This window comes from Variovorax sp. HJSM1_2 (assembly GCF_049316285.1).
Classification (GTDB): Bacteria; Pseudomonadota; Gammaproteobacteria; order Burkholderiales; family Burkholderiaceae_C; genus Rhodoferax_B.
In genome coordinates this window covers 168,852-191,151 of the sequence record NZ_JBMOXA010000002.1, presented here as the reverse complement: position 1 = coordinate 191,151, position 22,300 = coordinate 168,852, and the positions used below count along the sequence as shown (strand labels likewise).

Genomic DNA, 22,300 nt, shown 5'->3' with positions numbered 1-22,300 from the left:
AGCCCCGCGTCGGGTGATTTGACATGAGCAAATTTCCGCGACCGCCAAAATATCTTCAAACACATTCAGCTACAAATTTGCTAGCATCGTTGACCGGAGGAGAAGCCAGTGACCGTCATCACCAATATTGAAGATCTGCGCGTGCTCGCGCAAAAACGTGTGCCCCGCATGTTCTACGACTACGCCGATTCGGGCGCGTGGACCGAGAGCACCTACCGCGCCAACACATCCGACTTCGCTGCCATCAAGCTGCGCCAGCGCGTCGCCGTGAACATGGAGGGCCGCAGCACGGCCACCACCATGATAGGCCAGCCAACCGCCATGCCGGTGGCCATTGCGCCCACCGGCCTCACCGGCATGCAGCATGCCGATGGCGAGATTCTGGCGGCGCGTGCGGCCAAGGCGTTTGGCATTCCGTTCACGCTCTCCACCATGAGCATCTGCTCGATTGAAGACGTCGCCCAACACGCCGGGCCAGGCTTTTGGTTCCAGCTGTATGTGATGCGCGACCGGGGCTTCATAGAACGCCTGATCGAGCGCGCCAAGGTGGCCGGTTGCAGCGCGCTGGTGCTGACACTAGACCTGCAAATCCTCGGCCAGCGCCACAAGGACATCAAGAATGGCCTGACCGCGCCACCCAAGCTCACCATTCCCAACATCATCAACCTGGCCACCAAGCCGCGTTGGTGCCTGGGCATGCTGGGCACACAACGCCGCCAGTTTGGCAACATCGTCGGCCATGTGAGCGGTGTGGAAAACATGGGTTCCTTGTCTGAGTGGACCGCCAAGCAATTCGACCCCGGGCTGAACTGGGGCGACGTGGAGTGGATCAAGAAACTGTGGGGCGGCAAGCTCATCGTCAAAGGCATTCAAGACGTGGAAGACGCCAGGCTGGCCGCTGACTCGGGCGCCGATGCACTCATCGTCTCCAACCATGGCGGACGCCAACTGGATGGCGCGGAGTCGAGCATCCACGCGCTGCCGGCGATTGTCGACGCCGTCGGCAAGCGCATCGAAGTGCATATGGACGGTGGCATACGCTCGGGACAGGACGTGCTCAAGGCCACGGCCCTGGGCGCCAAGGGCACCTATATCGGCCGCTCCATGCTGTATGGCCTGGGCGCCATGGGTGAGGCCGGCGTGACCAAGGCACTGCAAATCATCCACAAGGAACTGGACATCACCATGGCCTTCTGCGGCCACACCAAGATTGGCACGGTGGACAAGAGCATCTTGTTGCCAGGCCAATACCCAGGCTCGCCCTGAGAAGCTATTCCCAGGCGCCAGGCGGCCAACGTCGCCTATAGGGCACGCTAGATGTAATTGTGATGACGAGTCATATTGCAACGGCAAAATTGTCGTTACAGTGCAAACTCACTTACTACTTTCCCCGCATGGACCCGCGCCAGGCGCTTTTTTGAAAGGAATGGCATCCATGAGTGCTGAAAAATTCAGACTGGTCACACGCAGCGATTTCGACGGCCTGGTGTGCGCGGTGCTGCTCAACGAGCTGGACATGATCGACGAGATCAAGTTCGTCCACCCCAAGGACATGCAGGACGGCAAGATCGAGATCACCGACCGCGACATCACCACCAACCTGCCCTACGTGGCCGGTGCACACATGGCGTTTGACCACCATTTGTCGGAAACCCTGCGCAACCGCAGCGGCCTGGCCAACCACGTGATCGACGCCAACGCCCCCTCGGCGGCACGTGTGGTGTACGAGTACTACGGCGGCGCCAAGGCTTTTCCACGCATCACGCAAGAAATGATGGACGCGGTGGACAAGGCCGATTCGGCCCAATACTCGCGCGACGAAATCCTCAACCCCTCGGGCTGGACGCTGCTGAACTACCTGATGGATGCGCGTACCGGCCTGGGCCGCTTCCGCGAATTCCGCATCAGCAACTACGCGCTGATGATGGACCTGATCAAGGCCTGCGCCACACTGAGCATAGACGGAATACTGGCACTGCCGGATGTGAAGGAACGCGTCGACATCTACATGGAGCACGCCGAACAGGCCAAGGCGCAAATCATGCGCTGCGCCACCGTGCACAACCGCTTGGTGGTGCTCGATCTGCGCAACGAAGAAACCGTCTGGGCCACCAACCGCTTCATGATTTACGCACTGTTCCCGCAGGTGAAGATCTCCATCCACGTGATCTGGGGCGTGCAACGCAAGAACACGGTGTTCGCCACCGGCAAATCCATACTCGACCGCAGCAGCAAAACCAATGTAGGTGAACTGATGCTGCAATACGGCGGTGGTGGCCACCATGCGGCCGGCACCTGCCAGGTGGACAATGACCAGGCCACCACGGTGCTGCGCGAGTTGATCGCCAAGATCAATATGGACGGCTAAGCACCACATCCAAGGTTTAGCCCCATCAAACGGCCTGCTCAGCAGGCCGTTTTGCTTGACACATTGGCGGCAAAAACCATGGTCGCCACCGGAACATTATCAAGAATCACTCTCATTTGACTCTAGAATGACGGAGGCTATCCGGTAGAGCCTGTTCGAGAGTTGTTTGACGGATGCCTCTCGAACAGGCTCTTATTCCTCCATCATCTCGGGCCCCCTGCATGCGAGGGCGGCCGTCAATGTCTTCTACGACAAGGAGTTCTCCGTGAAATCTCTGCTGCTCAGCGCCGCCATCCTGGCCGCTTTCTCCGTGCAAGCGCAAACCACCGCCCCCGCCGCCAAGCCTGCAGCCACCGCTGCAGCGACTGGCGCGGTGACCGCCTCCCAAGTTTCCGCGCACTACGCAGCCTTGGTTTACGCCAACTACGAAGACACCCTGGCCGCGGCCAAAGCCCTGGATACCACCCTGGCCGAGTTCCTGAAAGCGCCTAGCGCCGAAGGCCTGAACAAAGCCCGCAAGGCCTGGCTGGATGCGCGCGAGTTCTACGGCCAGACCGAAGCCTTCCGCTTCTACGCCGGCCCTATAGACGACAAAAACGGCCCCGAGGGCCGCATCAATGCCTGGCCCATGGACGAAGCCTATGTCGACTACGTGAAAGACAAACCCAAGGCCGGCATCATCAACAACCCCAAGGTGAAGATCACCAAGAAGGGTTTGACCGCGCTGAACGAGCGTGATGGCGAAGAAAACATCGCCACCGGCTGGCACGCCATCGAGTTCCTGCTCTGGGGCCAGGACCTTTCCGACACCGGCCCGGGCAACCGCTCGTTTGAAGACTTTGTCGACGGCAAGGTGGCCAACGCCGACCGCCGCCGCACCTATCTGAAGATCGTCTCCGAGTTGCTGGTCGACGACCTGACCTACATCACCAAGGCCTGGGCCCCCAACGCCAAGAACTACCGCGCCAAGTTTGAAAAATCAGGCAACGACGCACTGCGCCGCATGCTGGTGGGCGTGGGTTCGCTGTCGCGCGGTGAACTGGCTGGTGAACGCATAGAAGTGGCCCTGGCCTCGCAAGACCAGGAAGACGAACACTCGTGTTTCTCGGACAACACCCACCGCGACATCGTGGCCAATGCCCAGGGCATTGCCAACGTCTGGCTCGGCAGCTACAAACGCGCCGATGGCAGCACACTGCAGGGCCCATCGCTGCGCGACCTGGTGGCCGCCAAAGACGCCGCCGTGGCCGAAAAGACCAGCAAGGACATCGCCGCCAGCGTGAAAGCCGCCGAAAGCATTCAACCGCCGTTTGACCGCGAGATCATCGGCGGCGCCGATGCCCCGGGCCGCAAGCGTGTGCAGGCGGTGGCCGATGCGCTCAAGCTGCAAAGCACCGACTTCGTGAACGCGGCGCGTGCCATTGGCATCAGCAAGCTCACGCTGGTGGATCCCTCTAAGGAATAAGAATGCGTTTTCTGAACATTGGTCGGACCGGCTTCAAGCTGTCCGCACTGATGCTCGTGTTGACTTTGGCAGCGGCGAGCGGCGGTGGTAATGGGTTAGTGAATTCGGCTTCGGCCACCGCGGCAAGTGCTGCCAGCGCAGATCCAGCAGAAGAAAAACCGGGTGGCGACACCACGGTTTTTGAAGAAGGCCTGAACGCCTTTTCCTTCCCTGCGGCCAATTCCGACGAGGCGGCGCGCACCGAGTTTGTCATTGGCAACTCGTTCTTCCGGCGCAACTGGGTGGAGGCGCCGTCGTCCACCAAGGCACGCGACGGCCTGGGCCCGCACTTCATCGCGCGCGCCTGTGCCGGCTGCCACGTACAGGATGGCCGCGGCGCGCCGCACAACCCCGAAGCGCTGCGCAACGGCCTGGTGACGCAGCAGCCGATTGCACTGCTGTTCCGCCTGTCGGTGATGGGGCCGGACGGCAAACCCATCAACGAGCCCACCTACGGCGAGCAGTTTGCGAATTCGGCCACGCAAGGCGTCAAGCCCGAAGGCAAGGTCCGCATCCAGTACACCGAAGTGCCCGGCAAGTTTGCCGACGGCACAGCCTACAGCCTGCGCAAGCCGGCGTATTCGTTCACCCACCTGGGCTACGGCCCCATGGCCAAGGGCACCATGGTGAGCCCGCGGATTGCGCCGCAGGTCATAGGCATGGGTTTGCTGGAAGCCATTCCCGAAGCCGAAATCCGCCGCAATGCCGCGGACCAGGCACAGCGCGGCGACGCCATTCGCGGCATGGCCAACGAGGTGTTCGACGTCTACGCCAACCGCACGGTCATAGGCCGTTTTGGCTGGAAGGCCAACGTCGGCTCGGTGGCGCACCAGACGGCGGGTGCATTCCACGGCGACATGGGCATCACCTCGGAACACTTCGCCCATGAAGACTGCACCCCCAAACAAACCGACTGCATCGCCGCGCCACGCGGCACCAGCGGCCAACGTGTCGCCGCCACCGAGGGCGCAGCGGGCAAGATGGTCGAGCCGGTGGAAATCGACAACGAGACGCTGAAAAAAGTCATCGCCTACACCGCCACCCTGGCCGTGCCGGCGCGGCGCAACTTCAACGATCTGGACGTGCGCCGCGGCCAGGCCTTGTTCGCCCAGGCGCAATGCGCGGTTTGCCATCGCCCGAGCTACACCACGGGTGACTCACGCTTCCCGGCGCTGCGCAAGCAGAAGATCACGCCCTACACCGACCTGCTGGTGCACGACATGGGTGCCGGCCTGGCCGACAACCGGCCCGACGGCAAGGCCAACGGCCGCCAGTGGCGCACGCCGCCGCTGTGGGGCATTGGCCTGATACAGGACGTGAACGACCACACTTTCCTGTTGCACGACGGCCGCGCACGCAACACCATGGAAGCGATTCTGTGGCACGGCGGCGAAGCCGAAGCCGCGCGCAAGGAGGTGCTGCAAATGAGCAAGGCCGACCGCGACGCGCTGGTGAAGTTCGTCAACTCTCTTTGACCTGTAATGGGCGCACTATGCACATCCATAGACGACACTTTGCAGCCCTGGCGGCCATCAGCCTGACACCCGTCACCTGGGCCCAGGTACAGAAGCGCCCGGCTTACGACCCCAAGCTGGCCTCACCCTTTCTGTACCCGGCGGAGTTTTTGCGCGACGCGCTGACGCTGGAGTTTGTGCCTGCGGCCAAGGCCTTCGTCGCCTCAAGCAAGGCCTTGCAAACCCAACTGGCCAGCGGCTGCGCACCCGTGGCCGCCGCACGCGAGCGCTGGGTCGCCGCACTGCTGGACTGGGAACGCCTGTCGGCCGTGGCCATAGGCCCGTTGATCGAACGCCGCTCGGGCCGCACCGTGGACTTCTGGCCGACACGGCCCAACCTGATCAAAGCCGCAATTGAAAAAGCGCCGGCCGACGTCAAGGCGCTGGAGCGCGTAGGCGCTCCCGCCAAGGGCCTGCCGGCGCTCGAATGGATCTTGTGGCAACCCCAGCAGAGCGAAGCCGCCTGCAGCTATGCCGCGTTGATCGCCGAAGAATGCGCCCTTGAAGCCGCGGCCATCCTGCAAGGTTTTGAAGCCATGCTGGCCCGCAGCTGGAGCAACGCCGACGCCCAATTGGTCATCAACGACTGGGTCGGCCAGTTGGTGGGTGGCTTCGAGCAACTGCGCTGGAAAAAAATCGGCAAACCGGCGCACGGCGGCCGCAAGGACGACTGGCCACGCGCCACCAGCGGCCAGACCCGCGCCACTTTGCAAGCCACCTGGGACGGATTGGAGAACTTCGTCCTCGGCCCCGTCACCGGCGAAACCCAGGGCAGTCTGATGGGCCAGTTGCGCGGCCAGGGTTTCCAGGACGTGGCCGACAAACTGGCGGCCTTGATGGTCACCACCGCCAGCGCCGTGCAACAGGCCGACCCGGCCAAACCCAAGACGGTAGAGACCGCCGTGAAGGCCCTGGCCAGAACCAAATCGGTGGTGGAAGACGAGGCCGCCGCGTCCATGAAGATCATGGTCGGCTTCTCAGACGCTGACGGAGATTAGCCCCATGTTCATCGACCGCCGCACCTGGCTGCGCAGCGCCATGGCACTGGCCGTGGCCACACAAATGCCCGCCCGGGCGCGCAGCTTGAGCCGCCCCGCCCTGCTGACCGCCTGGGTGGCCGACGACCAGGCCATGGCCGGCCTGTGGCACACCGATGGTCGGCTGCAAGGTGTGGAGCTGCCGAATCGCGCCCACGAAGTGCTGGCCATGCCCGGTGCGCTGGGCCAACAAGGCATGGCGCTGGCCGTGGGTCGCCGACCCGGTGAATACCTGCTGCGCTTTGATGCGCGCCGCGCCAAAACCTTGCAGTGGCACGACATGGAGATGGACCGCTTGCTGTGCGGCCACGCCGCGTTCTCGCCAGACGGCCAGACGCTCTACACGCCCGAATTTGACGCCGCCAGCGGCGACGGCCTGATCGTCGAACGTGACGCCATGACGCTGCGCAAACGCCGCGAATACGCCAGCGGCGGCCTGGGCCCTCACGCCATGCTGGTCGAACCCAACGGCAACCTGCTGGTGACCAACGGTGGTTTGCTGATACTGCCCGAGACCGGGCGGCGCAAACTCAACCGTGAACACATGACGTCGAACGTTGCACGCTTGGACGGTAAAACCGGCCGGGTGCTCGACACCTGGACCGTGGCCGACCCGTTCCTGAGCCTGCGCCACATTGCGCGCACGCCTGATGGCCGCATCGCCATTGCCTCGCAGGCCGAACATCTGGATGACGCGGCGCGCAACGCCGCGCCGATTCTGTCCTTGCTCGACACCCATGGCCTGACTTCCGTCGCCCTGCCCGCGGGTTTGAAACTTGGCGGTTATGCGGGCGACATTGCCTATGTGCCCGACGCATCCGGTCCATCCGGTCGTTATGTGCTGAGCGCCACACGCGCCGGCCAGTTGGCGTGGTGGTCTACCGAGGGCCAATGGTTGGGGCAACAAGCCCTGCCCAAAGCCAGCGCGATTGCGGTGGTCGATGCCGCGCAGTGGCTGGCCAGCGGTGACAAGGGTGCGATACACGGCAGCCTGGCGGCGGCACCGCTTGATGCCCACGCCTCGGGCCTGCGCTGGGATAACCATGCGGTGCTCGTGGGGGTTTAAGGTTTTGATGCTATCTTTTAGATAGCTTTTCACACATATACAGCAAGTGCTGGCGGCATTTTTCGCTTGAATCTTTTGAGCCACCATGCGAGACCCGCTAATACAAGTCCCTGCTCTTGGCCAATAGGCATTGCAAATGCGATGAATTCGTATTTATAATCGAGCCACCTTATCTGACTGTGACCCGCCTAGCATCATGATCGTCTGTGTTTGCCGAAGAGTGTCTGACCGCGAAATCGCGCGCCATGCGCGTGCAGGTATGGGTTTCGACGATATCCAATTTGAGTTGGGTGTGGCCACCCAATGCGGCCAGTGTGAAGACTGTGCCCGCGACGTCATCGCCCAGTGCAATAGCGTGGCGCCGGTCGCGGCCTTGCACAACGATGCGGATGCCAGCACACACGGCCATCACTGCCACAGCTCAACACAAGCATCTGCTGCCCCCGTGCTGCTACAAGGGGCCATCTCCACCAGCCGGGTATGGGCCTCTTCTCCACAGTTTGTGGCAGTCTGATCCTGGTGGTGGGATCGATTTGCTGGATCTTCCGGGCGTCGTTTTCGCGCCCCGGCTCCTGCCCTCCCGCCCCGCAGAAATCTTCTTGAACTTGGTTGGCAGTGCCAACCGCCTCCCCTAAAGTGACGGTTGCCAGAGCCCCAGCCCGCCGCCACATCACTCCTGTCCATCATGTCCACATCAGTGCCCAGCGCGCCCTATGCAGCATCGCCCTATGCTGCGCCTCCCCGTTACAGCCGCAATACCGTCATCATCGGTGGTGTCGTGGCCTTCCACGTGCTGGGGCTATGGGCCCTGCAAAGCGGCCTGCTGCACCGCGCGGTGGAAATCATTGTGCCGGTGCAAATCCTGAGCGAGTTCATAGAGCCGCCGGCGCCCAAGGTCAAACCGCCACCACCCGCACCACCTACACCGGAGAAGAAGGTGCCGGTCAAAACCAAGGCCCCGGTGGCGCCGCCAGCGCCCAAGCCGCTCGCCATCAACGACCCCACACCGGCCCCCAACGCCCCCACCGGCGTGACGCAGCCGCAGCCACCCGCGCCGCCTGTGGCCGCGCCCGTTGCCGAAGCCGCACCACCACCGGCGCCCCCCGCGCCGCCAAGGATAGTGCAGCCGTCCAGCGACGCCGAGCACCTGGACAACCCCAAACCCAACTACCCCAGCATCAGCAAGCGCCTGGGCGAACAAGGCAAGGTGATCATCAAGGTATTCATTGGTGTCGACGGCAACGTGCAGCAGTCAGAGATTTTCCGTTCCAGCGGCTACGACCGGCTGGACCAGGAAGCGCTCAAAGCCGTACAAAAGTGGCGCTTCGTGCCGGGCAAACGCAATGGCGTACCTGAAGCGATGTGGTTCAACCAGCCAGTCAACTTTCAACTTCAGTAATTTCAATCAGGGAGTATTTAATGGAATCGCAATTTGGCATTGTCAATGTCTGGACGCAGGGCGACTTCGTCACCAAGGGTGTGGCGGTGCTGCTGCTGGCCATGTCGCTGGTGTCGTGGATCGTCATCATCATCAAGGCGCTGGACGTGATGAAGTTCAAGAAGTTCGCCCGTTCCTCGGCCGACTTCTGGCACAGCGAAGACTTCGCCATCGGCCTGAAGAAACTGGGCAATGACCCGACCAACCCCTTCCTGCAAACCGCATTGGAAGGCCGTGAAGCCACGGCCCACCACCGCAACACCAAGGCGCACCTGCATGATGCGCTGGACGTGAGCGACTGGGTCACGCGTTGCCTGCGCAACAGCATCGACGCCTTCACCGCGCGTGCCCAAGCCGGCCTGGCGATTCTGGCCTCGGTGGGCTCCACCGCGCCGTTCATTGGTTTGTTCGGCACGGTTTGGGGCATTTACCACGCACTGCTGGCGATTGGCCTGTCGGGCCAGGCGTCCATCGACAAGGTGGCCGGCCCCATCGGCGAATCGCTGATCATGACGGCGCTGGGCTTGGCCGTGGCCATTCCCGCGGTGCTGGGCTACAACGCGCTGGTGCGTGGCAACAAGTCGGTGCTGATCGCACTCAATAGCTTTGCCCACGACCTGCACGCCTACTTTGTGACCGGCGCCCGTGTGCAATCTTCTGGCGCGGACAATGTGGTGCCGATGAAGAAGGGAGCCTGAAATGGCTTTTGGTACCCAGGACGAACCCGATGAGGTGATGAACGAGATCAACATGACGCCGCTGGTCGACGTGATGTTGGTGCTGTTGATCATCTTCATCATCACCATTCCGGTGATGAAACACTCCGTCAACATCGACCTGCCACGCGCCACCACGCAAGCGCAGGACGTGAAGCCCGAAACCATTTTGTTGAGCGTGGACGCCGCCGGCGACTACTTCTGGAACGCCAACAAAATCGCCGAAGCCGACCTCGAGCCCATGCTCAAGGCCGAGGCCGCGAAGGAACCTCAGCCCGAGTTGCACATCCGTGGCGACAAGGCCGTGCGTTACGAACGCGTAGCCCAAGCCATGGCGGCCGCGCAAGCCTCGGGCGTGCGCAAGATAGGCTTTATCACCGAACCCAAGGCGGTGAACTAAGCTGACGCACTTGAGCGCCCCCAGAACTGGCGGCGCTCAAGGCGCTCAGGGCTCTCTTTGGCAGCCCAATTCCTGTTTGCACAGCGGCTTGAACACCCTGCCATATTGAACGAAGCAGCCGCCGTTTCGGCCCCTAGCGCGGTTCTGCGTACAGTCTCGGTGACAATCACCGATCCACTTCGTTCCAGCCCGTGTCCATCGCTTCTCCATTGCCCCCACACTCCAGCCTCGCTCTGCATGGCGTCACCCTGCGCAAGGGTGCGTCGCTCATATTCGAGCAACTGTCTCTGCAACTGAGCGAACGCCGCATCGGCCTGATCGGCGACAACGGCGCGGGCAAGAGCAGCCTGATGCGCCTGCTGTGCGGCCTGGACCAGCCTCAGGCTGGTTCGGTTCTGCTGGACGGCCAGGCCCTGGGTGCGGGCGGCCAGCGTCCCATGCCGGGCCAGGCCCGGGCTGTGGGCATGATGTTTCAGAACCCGGACGACCAGATCGTGTTTCCCACGGTCGCCGAAGAACTCGCACTCAGCCTGTCCGCGCAGGGCCTGGGACGCACCGAAGCACGCAGCAGGGTGCTGGGGTTTCTCGCAGAACGCGGTTTGTCGGCCTGGGCGGATCGCGCGATCAGCAGCCTGAGCCAGGGCCAGCGCCAGCAGGTGTGCTGGCTGGCCCTGGGCATCGCCGGGCATAACGTCCTGCTGCTGGATGAACCTTATGCCAGCCTGGACCTGCCGGGGCAGGCGCTGCTGCGGTCGCAGATTGCGGCCAGCACGGCACAGGTGCTGCTGTCCACCCATGCGCTGGAACATGTGCGCAGTTTTGAACGCGTGATCTGGCTGGAGCGCGGCCGCGTGCGCCTTGACGGGCCTGGCGCCGACGTCTGTGCAGCCTACGAGGCCGATGTTGTGATGCGTATTGCCGGGGCCGGCTTGTCCGCCTGGGCCAGCGGTTTGGGCGGCGCACACGAGAGCCCGGCGTGATAGGCAGCCTCTACAGCGAACGCCAGACCTGGCTGCACCGGCTGCCGGCCGGGGCCAAGCTGGCTGCGCTGGCACTGCTCACTACCCTGTTGTTCTGGTTGCAGGACCTGCGCTGGCTGGCGGGCGTGGCACTGGCTTGTACCGCCTGCTGGCTGTCTATGGGCCGTGCCGCCATGGGGGCGCGCCGGCCCGTGGTGGCGGCCCTGGTCGCGAGTGGCTTGATCATCGGTTTTCACGCCGCGCTGGGCCAGCCCAGCGTGGGGGTGGCCAGCGGGCTGCGCCTGCTGGGCGCCTGCTGTCTGGGAGCCTGCCTGACCCTGAGCACACGCTTCCAGGATCTGCTGAGCATTTTCGAGCGCCTGCTGCGGCCGCTGCGGCGTTTTGGTGTCGACAGCGATCGCCTGGCCTTGATGCTCGCGTTGATGCTGCGCTTTGCGGAGCACTTCTTCGTGCAATGGCAACGGCTGGACGAGGCTTACCGCTTGCGCACCGGCAAATCTGGCGGGATTAAAATCCTGGCTCCGTTGTGCATTCAGATGCTGTTGGCGGCCCGTCGTGTGGCCGATGCGCTGGAAGCACGGCTGGGACGTTGAAGCGCGGACCATCGTCTATCGCAACGGCCCTACATCGTCACCCTGCGCGGCCGCCAAGGCCCGCACCATTGCCCATCAAGGACCCTCTCGTTATGCCTGCCAACGCTTCCTCAACCCCCAACTTTCGCGCGCTGACGCAGGTATCGCTGTTCGCTGCATTGCTGGCCGTGTTTGGCCTGATTCCCAAGATCGACCTGCCGCTGGGTGTGCCGATCACCGTGCAGACCCTGGGCGTGATGCTGGCCGGCTGCCTTTTGGGCCCCAAACGTGCGCTGCAGGCGATGCTGCTGTTCCTGTTGGCGGTGGTGCTGGGCCTGCCGCTGCTGTCCGGCGGCCGTGGCGGCATAGGCGTGTTTTTCTCGCCCACCGTTGGCTACCTCGTGGCCTGGCCGCTGGGCGCCCTGGTGACCGGCTGGCTGATGGGCCATTTGCCGGCCTCCACGCCGCGCCGCGCCGCTGGCAGTGCCTTCCTGTCCTCGGCCATCGGCGGCCTGCTGGTGGTGCATGCCCTGGGGGTGGTCGGGCTGGTGGTGATGGCCAAGCTCAGCTGGATGCAGGCCCTGGTCGGCACACTGGCCTTCGTGCCGGGCGACCTCATCAAATGTGGCATCTGCGCCGTGGTGGTGCACACCGTGGCGCGTGGCCTGCCGGACTGGCAACTGGGTGGGCGCAGCAACATCGGTTGAGGCCATGACCGGCACCTTGCCGCCGTGTGACGACCTGGTCCATGGCACGCTGGCCCGCCTGGCGCGTGAACACCCCGATCGCATCGCCATCACCGAGAACACCTCGGCCGGCAGCACGAGCATCAGCTTTGCACAGCTGCATGCCGCCGTCACACAAAGGGCCGGGGAACTGGCCGACCATCACGCGCCGGCCATTGTCTTCGTTGACCTCAACGGGCCGGTCACGGCGCGCCTCACCGACTTTCTAGGCATTGCCAGCAGTGGCCGCGCGGCGGCCGTCGCCGACCCCGACTGGGCCCCCGGCCTGCGTGCGTCAATGGCGCAAGCACTGGCCGGTCCGCCCAGCGACCGGCACAGCGCCCGGCCGGACAACGATTTCTACATCGGCTTCACCTCGGGCAGCACCGGCACACCCAAGGGCTTTATGCGTGACCATCGCTCCTGGGCCGAGAGTTTTCGCGTCTGCCTGCAGGCGTTTGGCGCGGCCGCCGCCGGCCGCCTCCTAGCACCGGGCGGCGTGTCGCACTCACTGTTTCTCTTCGGCATGTTGCTGGGTGTGTGGAGCGGCGCAGGCGTGGTGGTGCAGCCGCGTTTTTCTGCGGCGCGCGCGCTGGACACACTCGCACGCGGCGACACGCCCAGCCTGGTCGCCGTCCCCAGTCAATTGGTCATGATGATTGAGCATGCGCGCAGGCGCGCGCTGCCGCCCATGGACGGTGTTCAGCTCGTGATGATCAGCGGCGCACGCTGGATGCGCCAGCGCACACCAGAGCTGCGCGCGCTGTTTCCGCAAGCCCGCATCGTCGAGTTCTACGGTGCCTCCGAGACCAGCTTCATCGCCTGGATGGAGGCGGACGAACACGCGCCTGCCAATGCCGTGGGCCAGCCTTTCCCCGGGGTCGAGATCGACATCCGCCAGCGCCAGGGTGGCATGGCAGACGAACAAAGCGGTCTGATCTTCGTCCGCAGCAAGATGCTGTTCTCGCGCTACGTCGGCGCCGAAATCGACCCCACCGCCGCGCTGCGCGAAGACGCTGGCTGGCTTTCGGTGCGCGACATGGGTTACCTCGACGCAGCCGGACGGCTGCGCCTGACCGGACGGCAGAACCGCATGATTGTGACCGCCGGCAAAAACCTGTTCCCCGAGGAAATCGAGGCCTGCCTCATGGCCCACCCCGGTGTGGCCGCCGCGTCGGTGCAGGGACTACCCGATGCGGTACGCGGACTGCAGGTGGTGGCCTGGGTGCAGCCGGTGGCCACGGCCCAGGCTGGCGCCCATGGCCAGGCCACGGACGATGTACTGCCTGGCTGCTCGGCCCAGGCACTCGCGACGTGGTGCCGCGAAAGGCTGGAGCCGTTCAAAGTGCCGCGCCAGTTCCATGTGTGCCAGGACTGGCCGTTGACACCCGGCGGCAAGACCGACCACCCGGCCTTGATGCAGCGGCTGTTGGAAGAACAAACGCTTCCCCCGCCAGCCGGCATGCAGACATGAGCACCCCTGCCATCCTCTTCGCGGCTTGGGCGCGCAGTGCCGTTGTTGCCCACGGCGGTGGCTTCCGCAGCCTGCAAGCCCACGACATCGCCGCTCCGGTGCTGCAGGCGGTGTTGGCACGTGCCGGCGTGGCGCCGGCTGCGGTCGATGCCGTGGTGCTGGGCAACGCGCTGGGTGCGGGTGGCAACCCGGCCCGCATGGCGGCGTTCGCGGCCGGCCTGCCGGATGGCTGCGCGACCTTTTCCGTGGACACCCAATGCTGCGCCGGACTCGACGCCGTTGCACTTGGCATCGGCCTGATACGCTCCGGCCAGGCCGAGGTGGTGCTCGCCGGCGGGGTAGAAGCCTGGAGCCGCTCGCCCATTCGCCAAGTGCGCCCCCTGCATCCCGGCGAGGCGGCCGTCCCCTTCGAGCGCCCGCCGTTCTGCCCCGACCCTTCACGCGATCCCGATCTGCTGGCCTCGGCCGCCGAACATGCGGCGCGCACGGCTGTGACACGCCAGGCGCAAGACGCTTACGCGCTCGCCAGCCACGCCGCTGCGCTATTGCATGCGGCCGTGCTGTCGCATGAAATCGTGCCCATCGCCGGTATGGCGGGCGACAGTTATCCACGCGCCATGCCAGCCGTGCGTGCCGCGCGTTTGCCGGTACTGCTGAGCGCCGGGCCGGATGCAAGCTGCGGCTTGAGCACGCTGGCGATCTCGCCCAAGGCCGACGGTGCCGCAGCCGTGCTGCTGATGAGCGCGGCTGCAGCCTCGCGCCTGGGTGTAGGCGCCAGCGGGCCACGGCTTGCCTGGCGCGCACACAGCTCGCTCGGCGGCGACCCCAGCATGCCTTTGCTGGCCGCAGGCCTGGCGGCGCAGGCCGTGTTGCAGAAGGCCGGAGTGCGCGACGCGCGTGCGCTGGCCTGTATTGAACTGCACGATGCCTTTGCGGTACAGGGTCTGGATTTTTGCCGCTCGCTGGGGCTCACGCCTTCACAGATCAACCGCTGTGGTGGCGGCATTGCGCGCGGCCATCCCATAGGCGCCTCGGGCGCCATCGCGCTGGTGCGCGTGCTGGCCGATCTGGCCAGAGACGGCAGCCGCCACGACCTGGGCATGGCCGCCATTGCCGGCGCGGGCGGCCTGGGCAGTGCGACGCTGGTCGAGCGGCTGGGTTAAAACGGCAAGCGACTTAGTCGCCGCCTAACACCTGGAAGTAGTCTTCCTCGGCACAACGCACGGTTTCACAACCATTCGCCGGTGCCAACGGGTCGGCCCGGCCAATGGCCACGCCGCAGACCACCGCCTGCTGCGCGTCCAACCCCAAGGTCTCGCGGATGAGCCGGGGAAACGAGGCCATGGCGCCTATGGCGCAACTGTCCAGGCCCTCCGCCCGTGCGGCCAGCATCAGGCCGTAAAGCGCCATGCCCAGGTCCATATAGCCGCCCGGGCCGAAGTCGCGGTCTATGGTGACGATGATGGCCACGGGCGCATCGAAGAAGCGGTAATTGCGCTCAAACTGCGCCGCGCGTCCCGCCGCATCACCACGTGCCACACCCAGCGCGCCATAAAGCGCCTGCGCCGAAGCGGCCTGCCGCTTGCGCAAGCCCATGGGCAAGGGTTCAGGAAAATATGCGTAATCCTCGGCTTCCTGCCCGTCACGCCGCCAGGCCTCGACCAAGGCGTCGGACAGCCGCTGCCGCAGCCCCCCCTGCACCGCCCAGAAGCGTCCCGGCTGCAGGTTTGCGCCGCTAGGCGCACGCCGCGCCGCCACCATCATGCGGCTGAGCACATCGGGGGCGACCGCCTCGGGCAAAAAGCCGCGTACGGAGCGCCGCGATGCAAGCCACAAGGCAAAAGCCTCGGAAGCGCTATCGGAGGGGGTGTCGGAAGATGGAGAGAACATGAAAAACAGTGCCGCTGGCCAGAAGCCCAGCGACCAAAGTCTATATCAACTCGGCGCCCTTGGAGCTGCTGGCCAAGGGCGCCGGCTGGGCGCCACGCCCTGGCATTCACCCAAGCGCATATCTGCAAGCCCACATATAAGCTCATCCCTTTTTAGTATTTGCCATTGACATACTTAATGCGTCATCATTCTCTTTTTGAATGATTTGAACGCATGGAACTCCGCCAACTCGAAGCCTTTGCCGCCGTCATGTCGACGGGCAGCATCACGGGTGCGGCGAAGTTGTTGGCGCGCTCACAACCGGCCATCACGCGGCTGGTGCAGGAGCTGGAGGCCGAAATCGGCTATGCGCTGTTTGCGCGCAACGGCCCGCGCGTCACCCCCACCGATCAGGGTTTCCTGTTGCACGAAGAGGCCGAGCGTGCCCTCAGCGGCCTGCGCCGCATCCATGAGCGTGCGGTGGAGATCGCGCGCGGTGATGCCCAGCCATTGTTGCTGGCCGCCACCTCGGCCCTATCGGTAGGGCTGTTGCCCTTGGCCTTGAAACGTGTGGAACAAAACACCGGCCCCAGCCCGATTCAACTGCGCACCGCCTCGCCCGAACACGTGGTGCACGCCGTGCTCAGCGGTGCCGTGCAACTGGGCGCCAGCAGCCTGCCGCTGGAACACAAGGGTTTGCAAATGCACTGGATAGGCGAAGTCGGCTGCGTGGCCATGCTGCCGCAAGACGATGCACTCGCCGCACTGAGCACCGTGCCCCTGGCCGCGCTGGCGCAGCGCCGCCTGATCACCATGAGCAATCCCTTCCGTCTGCGCCACCGGCTCGACGCGGTGCTGGCCGAGGCCGGCCGCGCACCGGGCCGGCACCACGCCTTGATCGAAACCAACTCGTCCATCAATGCCCAAGCCCTGGTACGTGCCGGCCTGGGCGTGGCGGTGCTGGAGCCGTTGACAGCCATAGGCGCGTCCAGCGACGGCCTGGTGATACGCCCCATCGACACCCATATCCCGTTTTTCTTCGGCGTGATCACACCGCAATCGCGGCCACTGACCACGCCGGTGCGCGCACTGGTCGAGGCACTGCTGCACACCGCTGCAACCCTGCCCGGCTTTGTGCAGCACGACGTGGCCGAGCACGCCACGCTGCTGCAGAGCGCGCAAGCCCCCTTAGCAAAGTAAGTTCAGCCATGTCATCCCACCCCACCCCTTACACCTCCGGCCTGGCCGCCCTGGAGGCCCGCCTGCGGCAAGACTTCTCCTGGCTGGGCCTGCCCGGCAAAAGCTGGGTGCCCACGCGCACAGCGGCCGGCCAGGAGGTGCTGGACACCGCCATCGTCGGCGGCGGCATGGCCGGTCTGGCGCTGGCCGCAGCACTCAAACACCTGGGCGTGCAGGCCCGCATCTTCGACCGCGCGCCCACCGGCTTTGAAGGCCCCTGGGCCACCACCGCACGCATGGAAACCCTGCGTTCGCCCAAAGAGCTGACCGGCCCCGCGCTCGGCTTTGGTGCCCTGACCTTCCGCGCCTGGTTTGAAGCGCAGTTCGGCCTTGCGGCCTGGGCCGCACTCGACAAAATCCCGCGCCTGCAATGGGCCGAATATCTGCGCTGGTACCGCCAGGTGCTGGAACTTGACGTGCAAAACCAGCAGCGTGTGCTGGCCGTGACGCCGCGCGCCGACGGCCTGGTGCAGCTCGATCTGGCCGACGACACCCAGGCCAGCCGCATCTACACTGTGCTGGCGCGCCACGCCGTGCTGGCCACCGGCCGCGACGGCCTGGGCGGCCCCTGGGTGCCCGACTGGGCACATGGCCTGCCGCGCGATCGTTGGGGGCATTCGGCGGACCTCTGGGATGCCAAGGCCTTGGCCGGAAAACGCGTTGCCGTGATCGGCGGCGGCGCCTCGGCCATGGACAGCGCCGCCACCGCGCTGGAGGCCGGGGCGACACGTGTAGACCTGCTGGTGCGCCGCACCGAGCTGCCGCGCATCAACAAAGGCAAAGGCGCCGGCAGCCCCGGCATCGCCCAAGGCTTCTGGGCCCTGCCCGACGACTGGAAATGGCGCCTGCGCCACTACATCAACGTGCAGCAAGTACCGCCGCCGCATGGCAGCACACTGCGTGTCTCGCGTTTTGCCAACGCACACTTCCACATCGGCACACCGGTGTCGGGCGCGGTGCTGCGGGACGACGGCGCACTGCGGCTCGACACCGCCAAGGGCCCGCTCGCCAGCGACTTCGTGATCTTCTGCACCGGCTTCCGCCTCGACTGGAGCCTGCGCCCCGAGTTCGCAGGCTTCGCCCGCGCCGTGCGTTTGTGGCAAGACCGCTACCAGGCGCTCCCCGGCCAGGAAGATGCCGAACTGGCCCAGTCGCCCGACCTCGGGCCGCTGTTCGAATTCCAGGAAAAAACACCCGGCACCTGCCCCGGCCTGGAGCGCATCCATTGCTTCTGCTACCCCTCCGCCCTGTCGCACGGCGCGGTGGCTGGCGACATTCCGCAAATCAGCGACGGCGCCAAACGCCTGGCCCAAGGCCTGGCTGGCCAACTGTTCAGCGAAGACATCGCCACGCACTTCGCGTCAATGGAAAACTACGCCGAGCCGGAACTGTTTGGCGACGAGTGGACACCCGCTCAGTTCCCCGCGTACGAAGGTGAACCTAAATGATCGGCTGGCTGTTACGCCGCATCGCGCAGGCCGCCTTGGTGGTCGCGCTGATGACGGTGATTGTCTTCGTGGGCCTGCACGCCATCGGCAACCCGGTGGACATCCTGATCGGCGACGACATGAACCAGCAAGAGCGGCTGGAAGCCATCGCCCGCCTGGGGCTGGACCAACCCTTGTGGCGGCAGTACCTGGCTTTTGTGGAAGGCGCGGTACAAGGCAACCTGGGCAAGAGTTTTGTCTACCAGGAAGACGCCATCAAGCTGATCTTGCACCGCCTGCCCGCCACCATGGAGCTGGCCGTGGGCGCGTTGATCCTGGCCATCGTCATCGGTGTGCCGCTGGGTTTGTTTGCCGGCATGAAGCCGGATCATCCGATCTCCAAGGCCTTGATGGCATTCAGCATCGTCGGCTTTTCGCTGCCCGCATTCTGGGTGGCGCTGATGTTCATCATGGTGTTCAGCGTGCAGCTCGGTTGGTTGCCCGCCAGCGGCCGTGGTGAAACGCGTGAGCTGTTCGGCATTGCTTGGTCATGGCTCACGTGGGACGGTCTGCAGCACCTGCTGCTGCCCGCATTCAACCTCGCGCTGTTCAAGATCTCGCTGGTGCTGCGCCTGACGCGCGCCGGGGTGCGCGAAGTGCTGCCGCAAGACTTCGTGAAATTTGCGCGCGCCAAGGGCCTGACCAACACCCGCGTGGTCATCATGCACGTGCTGCGCAACACGCTGATCCCACTGGTCACCGTGCTGGGGCTGGAACTTGGCGCCACCATTGCCTATGCCGTGGTGACCGAGTCCATCTTCGCCTGGCCCGGCGCCGGCAAGCTGATTCTGGACAGCATCAACTCGCTGGACCGCCCCGTGGTCGTGGCCTATCTGATGGTGGTGGTGGTGATCTTCGTCACGCTGAACCTGGTGGTGGACCTGCTCTACAAGTTACTCGATCCACGTGTGCGACTGGAAGCAGCACGATGAACCAAACAACAAATATCCCACGCAAGAAAACTTTCGACGAACACTCCATCTGGTGGCGTGTGGCCGCAGATTTTCTGCATTCACGCGTTGCTGTGGGTGGCCTGATTGTCCTGGGCCTGGTGGTGCTGGCGGCGATTGCCGCACCCTGGATCACGCCGCAAAACCCCTATGACCTGATGCAGCTCGACGTGCTAGACGCACGCCTCACACCCGGCACGCCCAGCAGCTCGGCCGGCTACACCTACTGGCTGGGCACCGACGGCCAGGGCCGCGATTTGTACTCGGCCATCATCTATGGCCTGCGCATCAGCCTGCTGGTAGGCATTGGCTCGGCGGCCATCGCGGCGGTACTGGGCACACTGGTGGGTTTGCTCGCCGCCTATGCCGGTGGCAAGGTGGATGCGGTGCTGATGCGCCTGGTCGACCTGCTGCTGTCCTTCCCCACCATCCTGATGGCGCTGATGATCCTGGCCTACGTGGGCAAGGGTGTGGGCAATGTGGTGCTCACCCTGGTGCTGCTGGAATGGGCCTACTACGCACGCACCGCACGTGGCCAGGCGCTGGTGGAAACCAACCGCGAATATGTCGAGGCCGCGCGCGGCCAGGGCATTCCGCGCTGGCGCATTCTCACCGGCCACATCCTGCCCAACTGCCTGCCGCCGTTGCTGGTGATCGGTGCGCTGCAGGTGGCGCGCGCCATCACGCTGGAGGCGACGCTGTCGTTCCTCGGCCTGGGCGTGCCCATCACCGAGCCCTCGCTAGGGTTGTTGATCTCCAACGGCTACCAATACCTGCTGTCCAACGAATACTGGATCAGCTTCTTCCCCGGCGTGGCGCTGCTCGCCACCATCGTGGCGATCAATCTGGTCGGTGACCAGTTGCGCGACGTGCTCAATCCGAGACTGCAGAAATGAACACCGAAGTCCCCACACTTGAAGTGCGCGAACTTCAAACGCAGTTCCATACCCGCGCGGGCACGCTGCCCGTGGTCAACGGGGTGTCGTTCACACTCGGCCGCGGCAAGGTGCTGGGCCTGGTGGGTGAATCGGGCTCGGGTAAATCGGTCACCGGTTTTTCCATCATGGGCCTGGTCGACCCACCGGGCCGTGTGGACGGCGGCGAGGTTTTGTTCCAGGGCCAGGACCTCACCAAGCTACAAGCCAGCGAACGGCGCGCGCTGCGTGGCAACCGCATCGCCATGATCTTTCAAGACCCCATGGCCACGCTGAACCCGGTGCTGCGCATAGACACCCAAATGATGGAAGCCGTACACGCGCACCGCAAGGTGTCGAAAGCCGAGGCACGTGAGCAGGCCGCGCAGGCGCTGGCGCGCATGGGCATTCCCAGCCCGGACGACCGGCTGCGCGCCTACCCGCACCAGCTCTCGGGCGGCATGCGCCAACGTGTGGCCATCGCCATTGCGCTGCTGCATGGCCCGGACCTGATCATTGCCGATGAACCAACTACCGCACTCGACGTGACCATACAGGCGCAGATCCTCGCGGAGATGCAGAAGCTGGTGCGCGAGACCGGCATGGCGCTGATCTGGATCAGCCACGACCTGTCCGTGGTCGCCGGCCTGGCCGATGAGATCGCCGTGATGTATGCCGGCCGCATCGTCGAACACGGCAGCGTGGACGATGTGCTGGATCACCCGCAACACCCCTATACCCAAGGCCTGATCGGCAGCCTGCCGAGTGCCAATCGCAAGAGCAAACAACGCGGCGCGCGCCTGCAGCAGATTCCCGGCATGGCGCCGAATCTGCTGCACATGCCGCCCGGTTGCGCCTTTGCGCCGCGCTGCGCGCGCGCCAGCAGCGCCTGCCAAACCATGCCCGAGATGAGCCGCCCGCGCACCGACACACCCAGCCATTTGGCCCGCTGCTTCCACCCCGGCACACCGATGTTGATGGAGGCCGCAGCATGAGTGCGCTGATGGACAAAGACATACCGCTGGTCGACCTGCGCGGCGTGAGCAAACGCTTTGGTGCCCAGGCGGAACCGGGCTCGGTTGGCCGCGTGTTGCGCCGCGTGGGCATCACCAAGGCACCCGTGGTGACACACGCTGTGGATGGTGTAGACCTGACCGTGCGCCCCGGTGAAGTGGTGGGCCTGGTCGGCGAATCGGGCTGCGGCAAATCAACCTTGGGGCGCATCGCCGCCGGCCTGTTGTCGCCCACCGAGGGCGAGGTACATGTGAACGGCGCCGCCCTGCAAAGCCTGAACGCCGAGCAACGCCTGGCCGCGCGGCTGCGTGTGCAAATGGTGTTCCAGGACCCGTTCTCCAGCCTGAACCCACGCCTGCGTGTGTCGCGCATCGTCGGTGAAGCCGCACGTCTGCATGGCTTGACCGATGCAGCCGGTGAAGACGATTACGTCTGCGCGCAGCTGCAACGCGCCGGGCTAGACCCGGCCCTGCGCCACCGCTACCCGCACCAGTTCAGCGGCGGGCAACGCCAGCGCATTGGCATTGCGCGTGCACTGGCCGTGCAGCCGGCCATGCTGGTCAGCGACGAAGCCGTGGCCGCGCTAGACGTGTCCATCCAGGCGCAGATCCTGAACCTGTTCATGGACTTGCGCGACCAGTTGGGCCTGGCCTACTTGTTCATCAGCCACGACCTGGGCGTTGTGGAGCACCTGTGTGACCGCGTCGCCGTGATGTACCTGGGCCGCGTGGTGGAAAGTGCGCCGGTGGAAGAACTTTTCGCCCGCCCGAATCACCCCTACACCCAGGCGCTGCTGGCCGAGATTCCGCGCTTCGAGTCGCGCCGCACACGCTTCAACACCATTCGCGGCGAGATCCCCAGCCCGATCAACCCGCCCAGCGGCTGCCACTTCCATCCACGATGTCCGCAGGCCATGCCGCGCTGCAGCGTCGAGGCGCCCAAGCTGCGCGGCATCGCCGTACACCACCAAAGCGCGTGCCATCTCAATGACACGCCGTGAACAAACCGAACCATTTCCACTGAACTTTTCAAA

22 protein-coding genes are annotated in these 22,300 nt (G+C 64.7%); 21 read left to right on the top strand and 1 reads right to left on the bottom strand.

Features of this window, described 5'->3' with window-relative positions:
- The first annotated feature begins 108 nt into the window (after nt 1–108).
- From ACFQ95_RS03385 to ACFQ95_RS03315, 15 genes are all read left to right on the top strand, one after another.
- Nucleotides 109–1,266 carry an alpha-hydroxy acid oxidase gene (locus ACFQ95_RS03385; RefSeq protein WP_422829391.1) on the top strand — a complete coding sequence of 386 codons (1,158 nt, stop codon included), beginning with the start codon at nt 109–111 and terminating at the stop codon, nt 1,264–1,266.
- Nucleotides 1,267–1,435: 169 nt separating this feature from the next.
- Complete coding sequence (locus ACFQ95_RS03380) at nt 1,436–2,368, top strand: exopolyphosphatase (protein ID WP_422829390.1); 933 nt, start codon at nt 1,436–1,438, stop codon at nt 2,366–2,368.
- A 265-nt stretch (nt 2,369–2,633) separates the two neighbouring features.
- The gene (locus ACFQ95_RS03375) at nt 2,634–3,833 is read left to right on the top strand and encodes an imelysin family protein (RefSeq protein WP_422829389.1); all 1,200 of its coding nucleotides are present in this window, start codon (nt 2,634–2,636) and stop codon (nt 3,831–3,833) included.
- A gap of 50 nt (nt 3,834–3,883) precedes the next feature.
- A complete protein-coding gene (locus ACFQ95_RS03370; protein ID WP_422829549.1) occupies nt 3,884–5,347 on the top strand; it encodes a di-heme oxidoredictase family protein in 1,464 nt (487 codons plus the stop codon).
- A 17-nt stretch (nt 5,348–5,364) separates the two neighbouring features.
- Nucleotides 5,365–6,384: an imelysin family protein gene (locus tag ACFQ95_RS03365; protein WP_422829388.1), complete on the top strand. Its 1,020-nt coding sequence runs from the start codon at nt 5,365–5,367 to the stop codon at nt 6,382–6,384.
- Between the two features lie 4 nt (nt 6,385–6,388).
- Entirely contained in the window at nt 6,389–7,489 is a 1,101-nt protein-coding gene (locus ACFQ95_RS03360; protein ID WP_422829387.1) for a DUF1513 domain-containing protein, read from the top strand.
- Between the two features lie 196 nt (nt 7,490–7,685).
- The gene (locus tag ACFQ95_RS03355; RefSeq protein WP_422829386.1) at nt 7,686–8,003 is read left to right on the top strand and encodes a (2Fe-2S)-binding protein; all 318 of its coding nucleotides are present in this window, start codon (nt 7,686–7,688) and stop codon (nt 8,001–8,003) included.
- A 171-nt stretch (nt 8,004–8,174) separates the two neighbouring features.
- The gene (locus ACFQ95_RS03350) at nt 8,175–8,888 is read left to right on the top strand and encodes an energy transducer TonB (RefSeq protein WP_422829385.1); all 714 of its coding nucleotides are present in this window, start codon (nt 8,175–8,177) and stop codon (nt 8,886–8,888) included.
- A gap of 20 nt (nt 8,889–8,908) precedes the next feature.
- The gene (locus ACFQ95_RS03345) at nt 8,909–9,625 is read left to right on the top strand and encodes a MotA/TolQ/ExbB proton channel family protein (RefSeq protein WP_422829384.1); all 717 of its coding nucleotides are present in this window, start codon (nt 8,909–8,911) and stop codon (nt 9,623–9,625) included.
- Nucleotide 9,626: 1 nt separating this feature from the next.
- Complete coding sequence (locus ACFQ95_RS03340) at nt 9,627–10,043, top strand: ExbD/TolR family protein (RefSeq protein WP_422829383.1); 417 nt, start codon at nt 9,627–9,629, stop codon at nt 10,041–10,043.
- Between the two features lie 191 nt (nt 10,044–10,234).
- Nucleotides 10,235–11,023: an energy-coupling factor ABC transporter ATP-binding protein gene (locus tag ACFQ95_RS03335; protein WP_422829382.1), complete on the top strand. Its 789-nt coding sequence runs from the start codon at nt 10,235–10,237 to the stop codon at nt 11,021–11,023.
- On the top strand, nt 11,023–11,616 hold the full coding sequence (locus tag ACFQ95_RS03330; RefSeq protein ID WP_422829548.1) for a CbiQ family ECF transporter T component: 594 nt from the start codon (nt 11,023–11,025) through the stop codon (nt 11,614–11,616). The genes ACFQ95_RS03335 and ACFQ95_RS03330 overlap by 1 nt, the downstream gene beginning before the upstream one ends.
- A 92-nt stretch (nt 11,617–11,708) precedes the next feature.
- Entirely contained in the window at nt 11,709–12,302 is a 594-nt protein-coding gene (locus tag ACFQ95_RS03325) for a biotin transporter BioY (protein ID WP_422829381.1), read from the top strand.
- Between the two features lie 4 nt (nt 12,303–12,306).
- Nucleotides 12,307–13,794, top strand: a complete 1,488-nt coding sequence (locus tag ACFQ95_RS03320; protein WP_422829380.1) for an AMP-binding protein — start codon at nt 12,307–12,309, stop codon at nt 13,792–13,794.
- On the top strand, nt 13,791–14,957 hold the full coding sequence (locus ACFQ95_RS03315) for a beta-ketoacyl synthase N-terminal-like domain-containing protein (RefSeq protein ID WP_422829379.1): 1,167 nt from the start codon (nt 13,791–13,793) through the stop codon (nt 14,955–14,957). Before ACFQ95_RS03320 ends, ACFQ95_RS03315 begins: the two co-directional genes overlap by 4 nt.
- Before the next feature lie 13 nt (nt 14,958–14,970).
- Here the strand turns inward: ACFQ95_RS03315 and ACFQ95_RS03310 are convergent, their stop codons facing one another.
- On the bottom strand, nt 14,971–15,684 hold the full coding sequence (locus ACFQ95_RS03310; RefSeq protein WP_422829378.1) for a nitroreductase: 714 nt from the start codon (nt 15,682–15,684) through the stop codon (nt 14,971–14,973).
- Between the two features lie 213 nt (nt 15,685–15,897).
- On the opposite strand from ACFQ95_RS03310, the gene ACFQ95_RS03305 reads away from it, so the two are divergent.
- Genes ACFQ95_RS03305 through ACFQ95_RS03280 form a run of 6 tightly spaced genes read left to right on the top strand, consistent with a single transcriptional unit; the run spans nt 15,898 to nt 22,267 of the window.
- A complete protein-coding gene (locus ACFQ95_RS03305) occupies nt 15,898–16,863 on the top strand; it encodes a LysR family transcriptional regulator (RefSeq protein WP_422829377.1) in 966 nt (321 codons plus the stop codon).
- Nucleotides 16,864–16,871: 8 nt separating this feature from the next.
- Nucleotides 16,872–18,350 (top strand): SidA/IucD/PvdA family monooxygenase, encoded by a 1,479-nt coding sequence (locus ACFQ95_RS03300; protein ID WP_422829376.1) that lies wholly within the window; start codon nt 16,872–16,874, stop codon nt 18,348–18,350.
- Nucleotides 18,347–19,321, top strand: coding sequence for an ABC transporter permease (locus ACFQ95_RS03295; protein ID WP_422829375.1), 975 nt, complete (start codon nt 18,347–18,349; stop codon nt 19,319–19,321). The genes ACFQ95_RS03300 and ACFQ95_RS03295 overlap by 4 nt, the downstream gene beginning before the upstream one ends.
- Nucleotides 19,318–20,235, top strand: a complete 918-nt coding sequence (locus tag ACFQ95_RS03290; RefSeq protein ID WP_422829374.1) for an ABC transporter permease — start codon at nt 19,318–19,320, stop codon at nt 20,233–20,235. The genes ACFQ95_RS03295 and ACFQ95_RS03290 overlap by 4 nt, the downstream gene beginning before the upstream one ends.
- Nucleotides 20,232–21,248 carry an ABC transporter ATP-binding protein gene (locus ACFQ95_RS03285; protein ID WP_422829373.1) on the top strand — a complete coding sequence of 339 codons (1,017 nt, stop codon included), beginning with the start codon at nt 20,232–20,234 and terminating at the stop codon, nt 21,246–21,248. Before ACFQ95_RS03290 ends, ACFQ95_RS03285 begins: the two co-directional genes overlap by 4 nt.
- Nucleotides 21,245–22,267: an ABC transporter ATP-binding protein gene (locus ACFQ95_RS03280; protein WP_422829372.1), complete on the top strand. Its 1,023-nt coding sequence runs from the start codon at nt 21,245–21,247 to the stop codon at nt 22,265–22,267. The genes ACFQ95_RS03285 and ACFQ95_RS03280 overlap by 4 nt, the downstream gene beginning before the upstream one ends.
- Nucleotides 22,268–22,300 lie beyond the last annotated feature (33 nt).

What these genes read in the sequence shown, in the direction of transcription:
- ACFQ95_RS03345 (WP_422829384.1), top strand. Translation starts at nt 8,909, where the DNA reads ATGGAATCGCAATTTGGCATTGTCAATGTCTGGACGCAGGGCGACTTC.
- ACFQ95_RS03315 (WP_422829379.1), top strand. Translation starts at nt 13,791, where the DNA reads ATGAGCACCCCTGCCATCCTCTTCGCGGCTTGGGCGCGCAGTGCCGTT.
- ACFQ95_RS03350 (WP_422829385.1), top strand. Translation starts at nt 8,175, where the DNA reads ATGTCCACATCAGTGCCCAGCGCGCCCTATGCAGCATCGCCCTATGCT.
- ACFQ95_RS03370 (WP_422829549.1), top strand. Translation starts at nt 3,884, where the DNA reads ATGCTCGTGTTGACTTTGGCAGCGGCGAGCGGCGGTGGTAATGGGTTA.
- ACFQ95_RS03365 (WP_422829388.1), top strand. Translation starts at nt 5,365, where the DNA reads ATGCACATCCATAGACGACACTTTGCAGCCCTGGCGGCCATCAGCCTG.
- ACFQ95_RS03310 (WP_422829378.1), bottom strand. Translation starts at nt 15,684, where the DNA reads ATGTTCTCTCCATCTTCCGACACCCCCTCCGATAGCGCTTCCGAGGCT.
- ACFQ95_RS03340 (WP_422829383.1), top strand. Translation starts at nt 9,627, where the DNA reads ATGGCTTTTGGTACCCAGGACGAACCCGATGAGGTGATGAACGAGATC.
- ACFQ95_RS03285 (WP_422829373.1), top strand. Translation starts at nt 20,232, where the DNA reads ATGAACACCGAAGTCCCCACACTTGAAGTGCGCGAACTTCAAACGCAG.
- ACFQ95_RS03355 (WP_422829386.1), top strand. Translation starts at nt 7,686, where the DNA reads ATGATCGTCTGTGTTTGCCGAAGAGTGTCTGACCGCGAAATCGCGCGC.
- ACFQ95_RS03320 (WP_422829380.1), top strand. Translation starts at nt 12,307, where the DNA reads ATGACCGGCACCTTGCCGCCGTGTGACGACCTGGTCCATGGCACGCTG.
- ACFQ95_RS03305 (WP_422829377.1), top strand. Translation starts at nt 15,898, where the DNA reads ATGGAACTCCGCCAACTCGAAGCCTTTGCCGCCGTCATGTCGACGGGC.
- ACFQ95_RS03290 (WP_422829374.1), top strand. Translation starts at nt 19,318, where the DNA reads ATGAACCAAACAACAAATATCCCACGCAAGAAAACTTTCGACGAACAC.
- ACFQ95_RS03300 (WP_422829376.1), top strand. Translation starts at nt 16,872, where the DNA reads ATGTCATCCCACCCCACCCCTTACACCTCCGGCCTGGCCGCCCTGGAG.
- ACFQ95_RS03295 (WP_422829375.1), top strand. Translation starts at nt 18,347, where the DNA reads ATGATCGGCTGGCTGTTACGCCGCATCGCGCAGGCCGCCTTGGTGGTC.
- ACFQ95_RS03380 (WP_422829390.1), top strand. Translation starts at nt 1,436, where the DNA reads ATGAGTGCTGAAAAATTCAGACTGGTCACACGCAGCGATTTCGACGGC.
- ACFQ95_RS03360 (WP_422829387.1), top strand. Translation starts at nt 6,389, where the DNA reads ATGTTCATCGACCGCCGCACCTGGCTGCGCAGCGCCATGGCACTGGCC.
- ACFQ95_RS03280 (WP_422829372.1), top strand. Translation starts at nt 21,245, where the DNA reads ATGAGTGCGCTGATGGACAAAGACATACCGCTGGTCGACCTGCGCGGC.
- ACFQ95_RS03325 (WP_422829381.1), top strand. Translation starts at nt 11,709, where the DNA reads ATGCCTGCCAACGCTTCCTCAACCCCCAACTTTCGCGCGCTGACGCAG.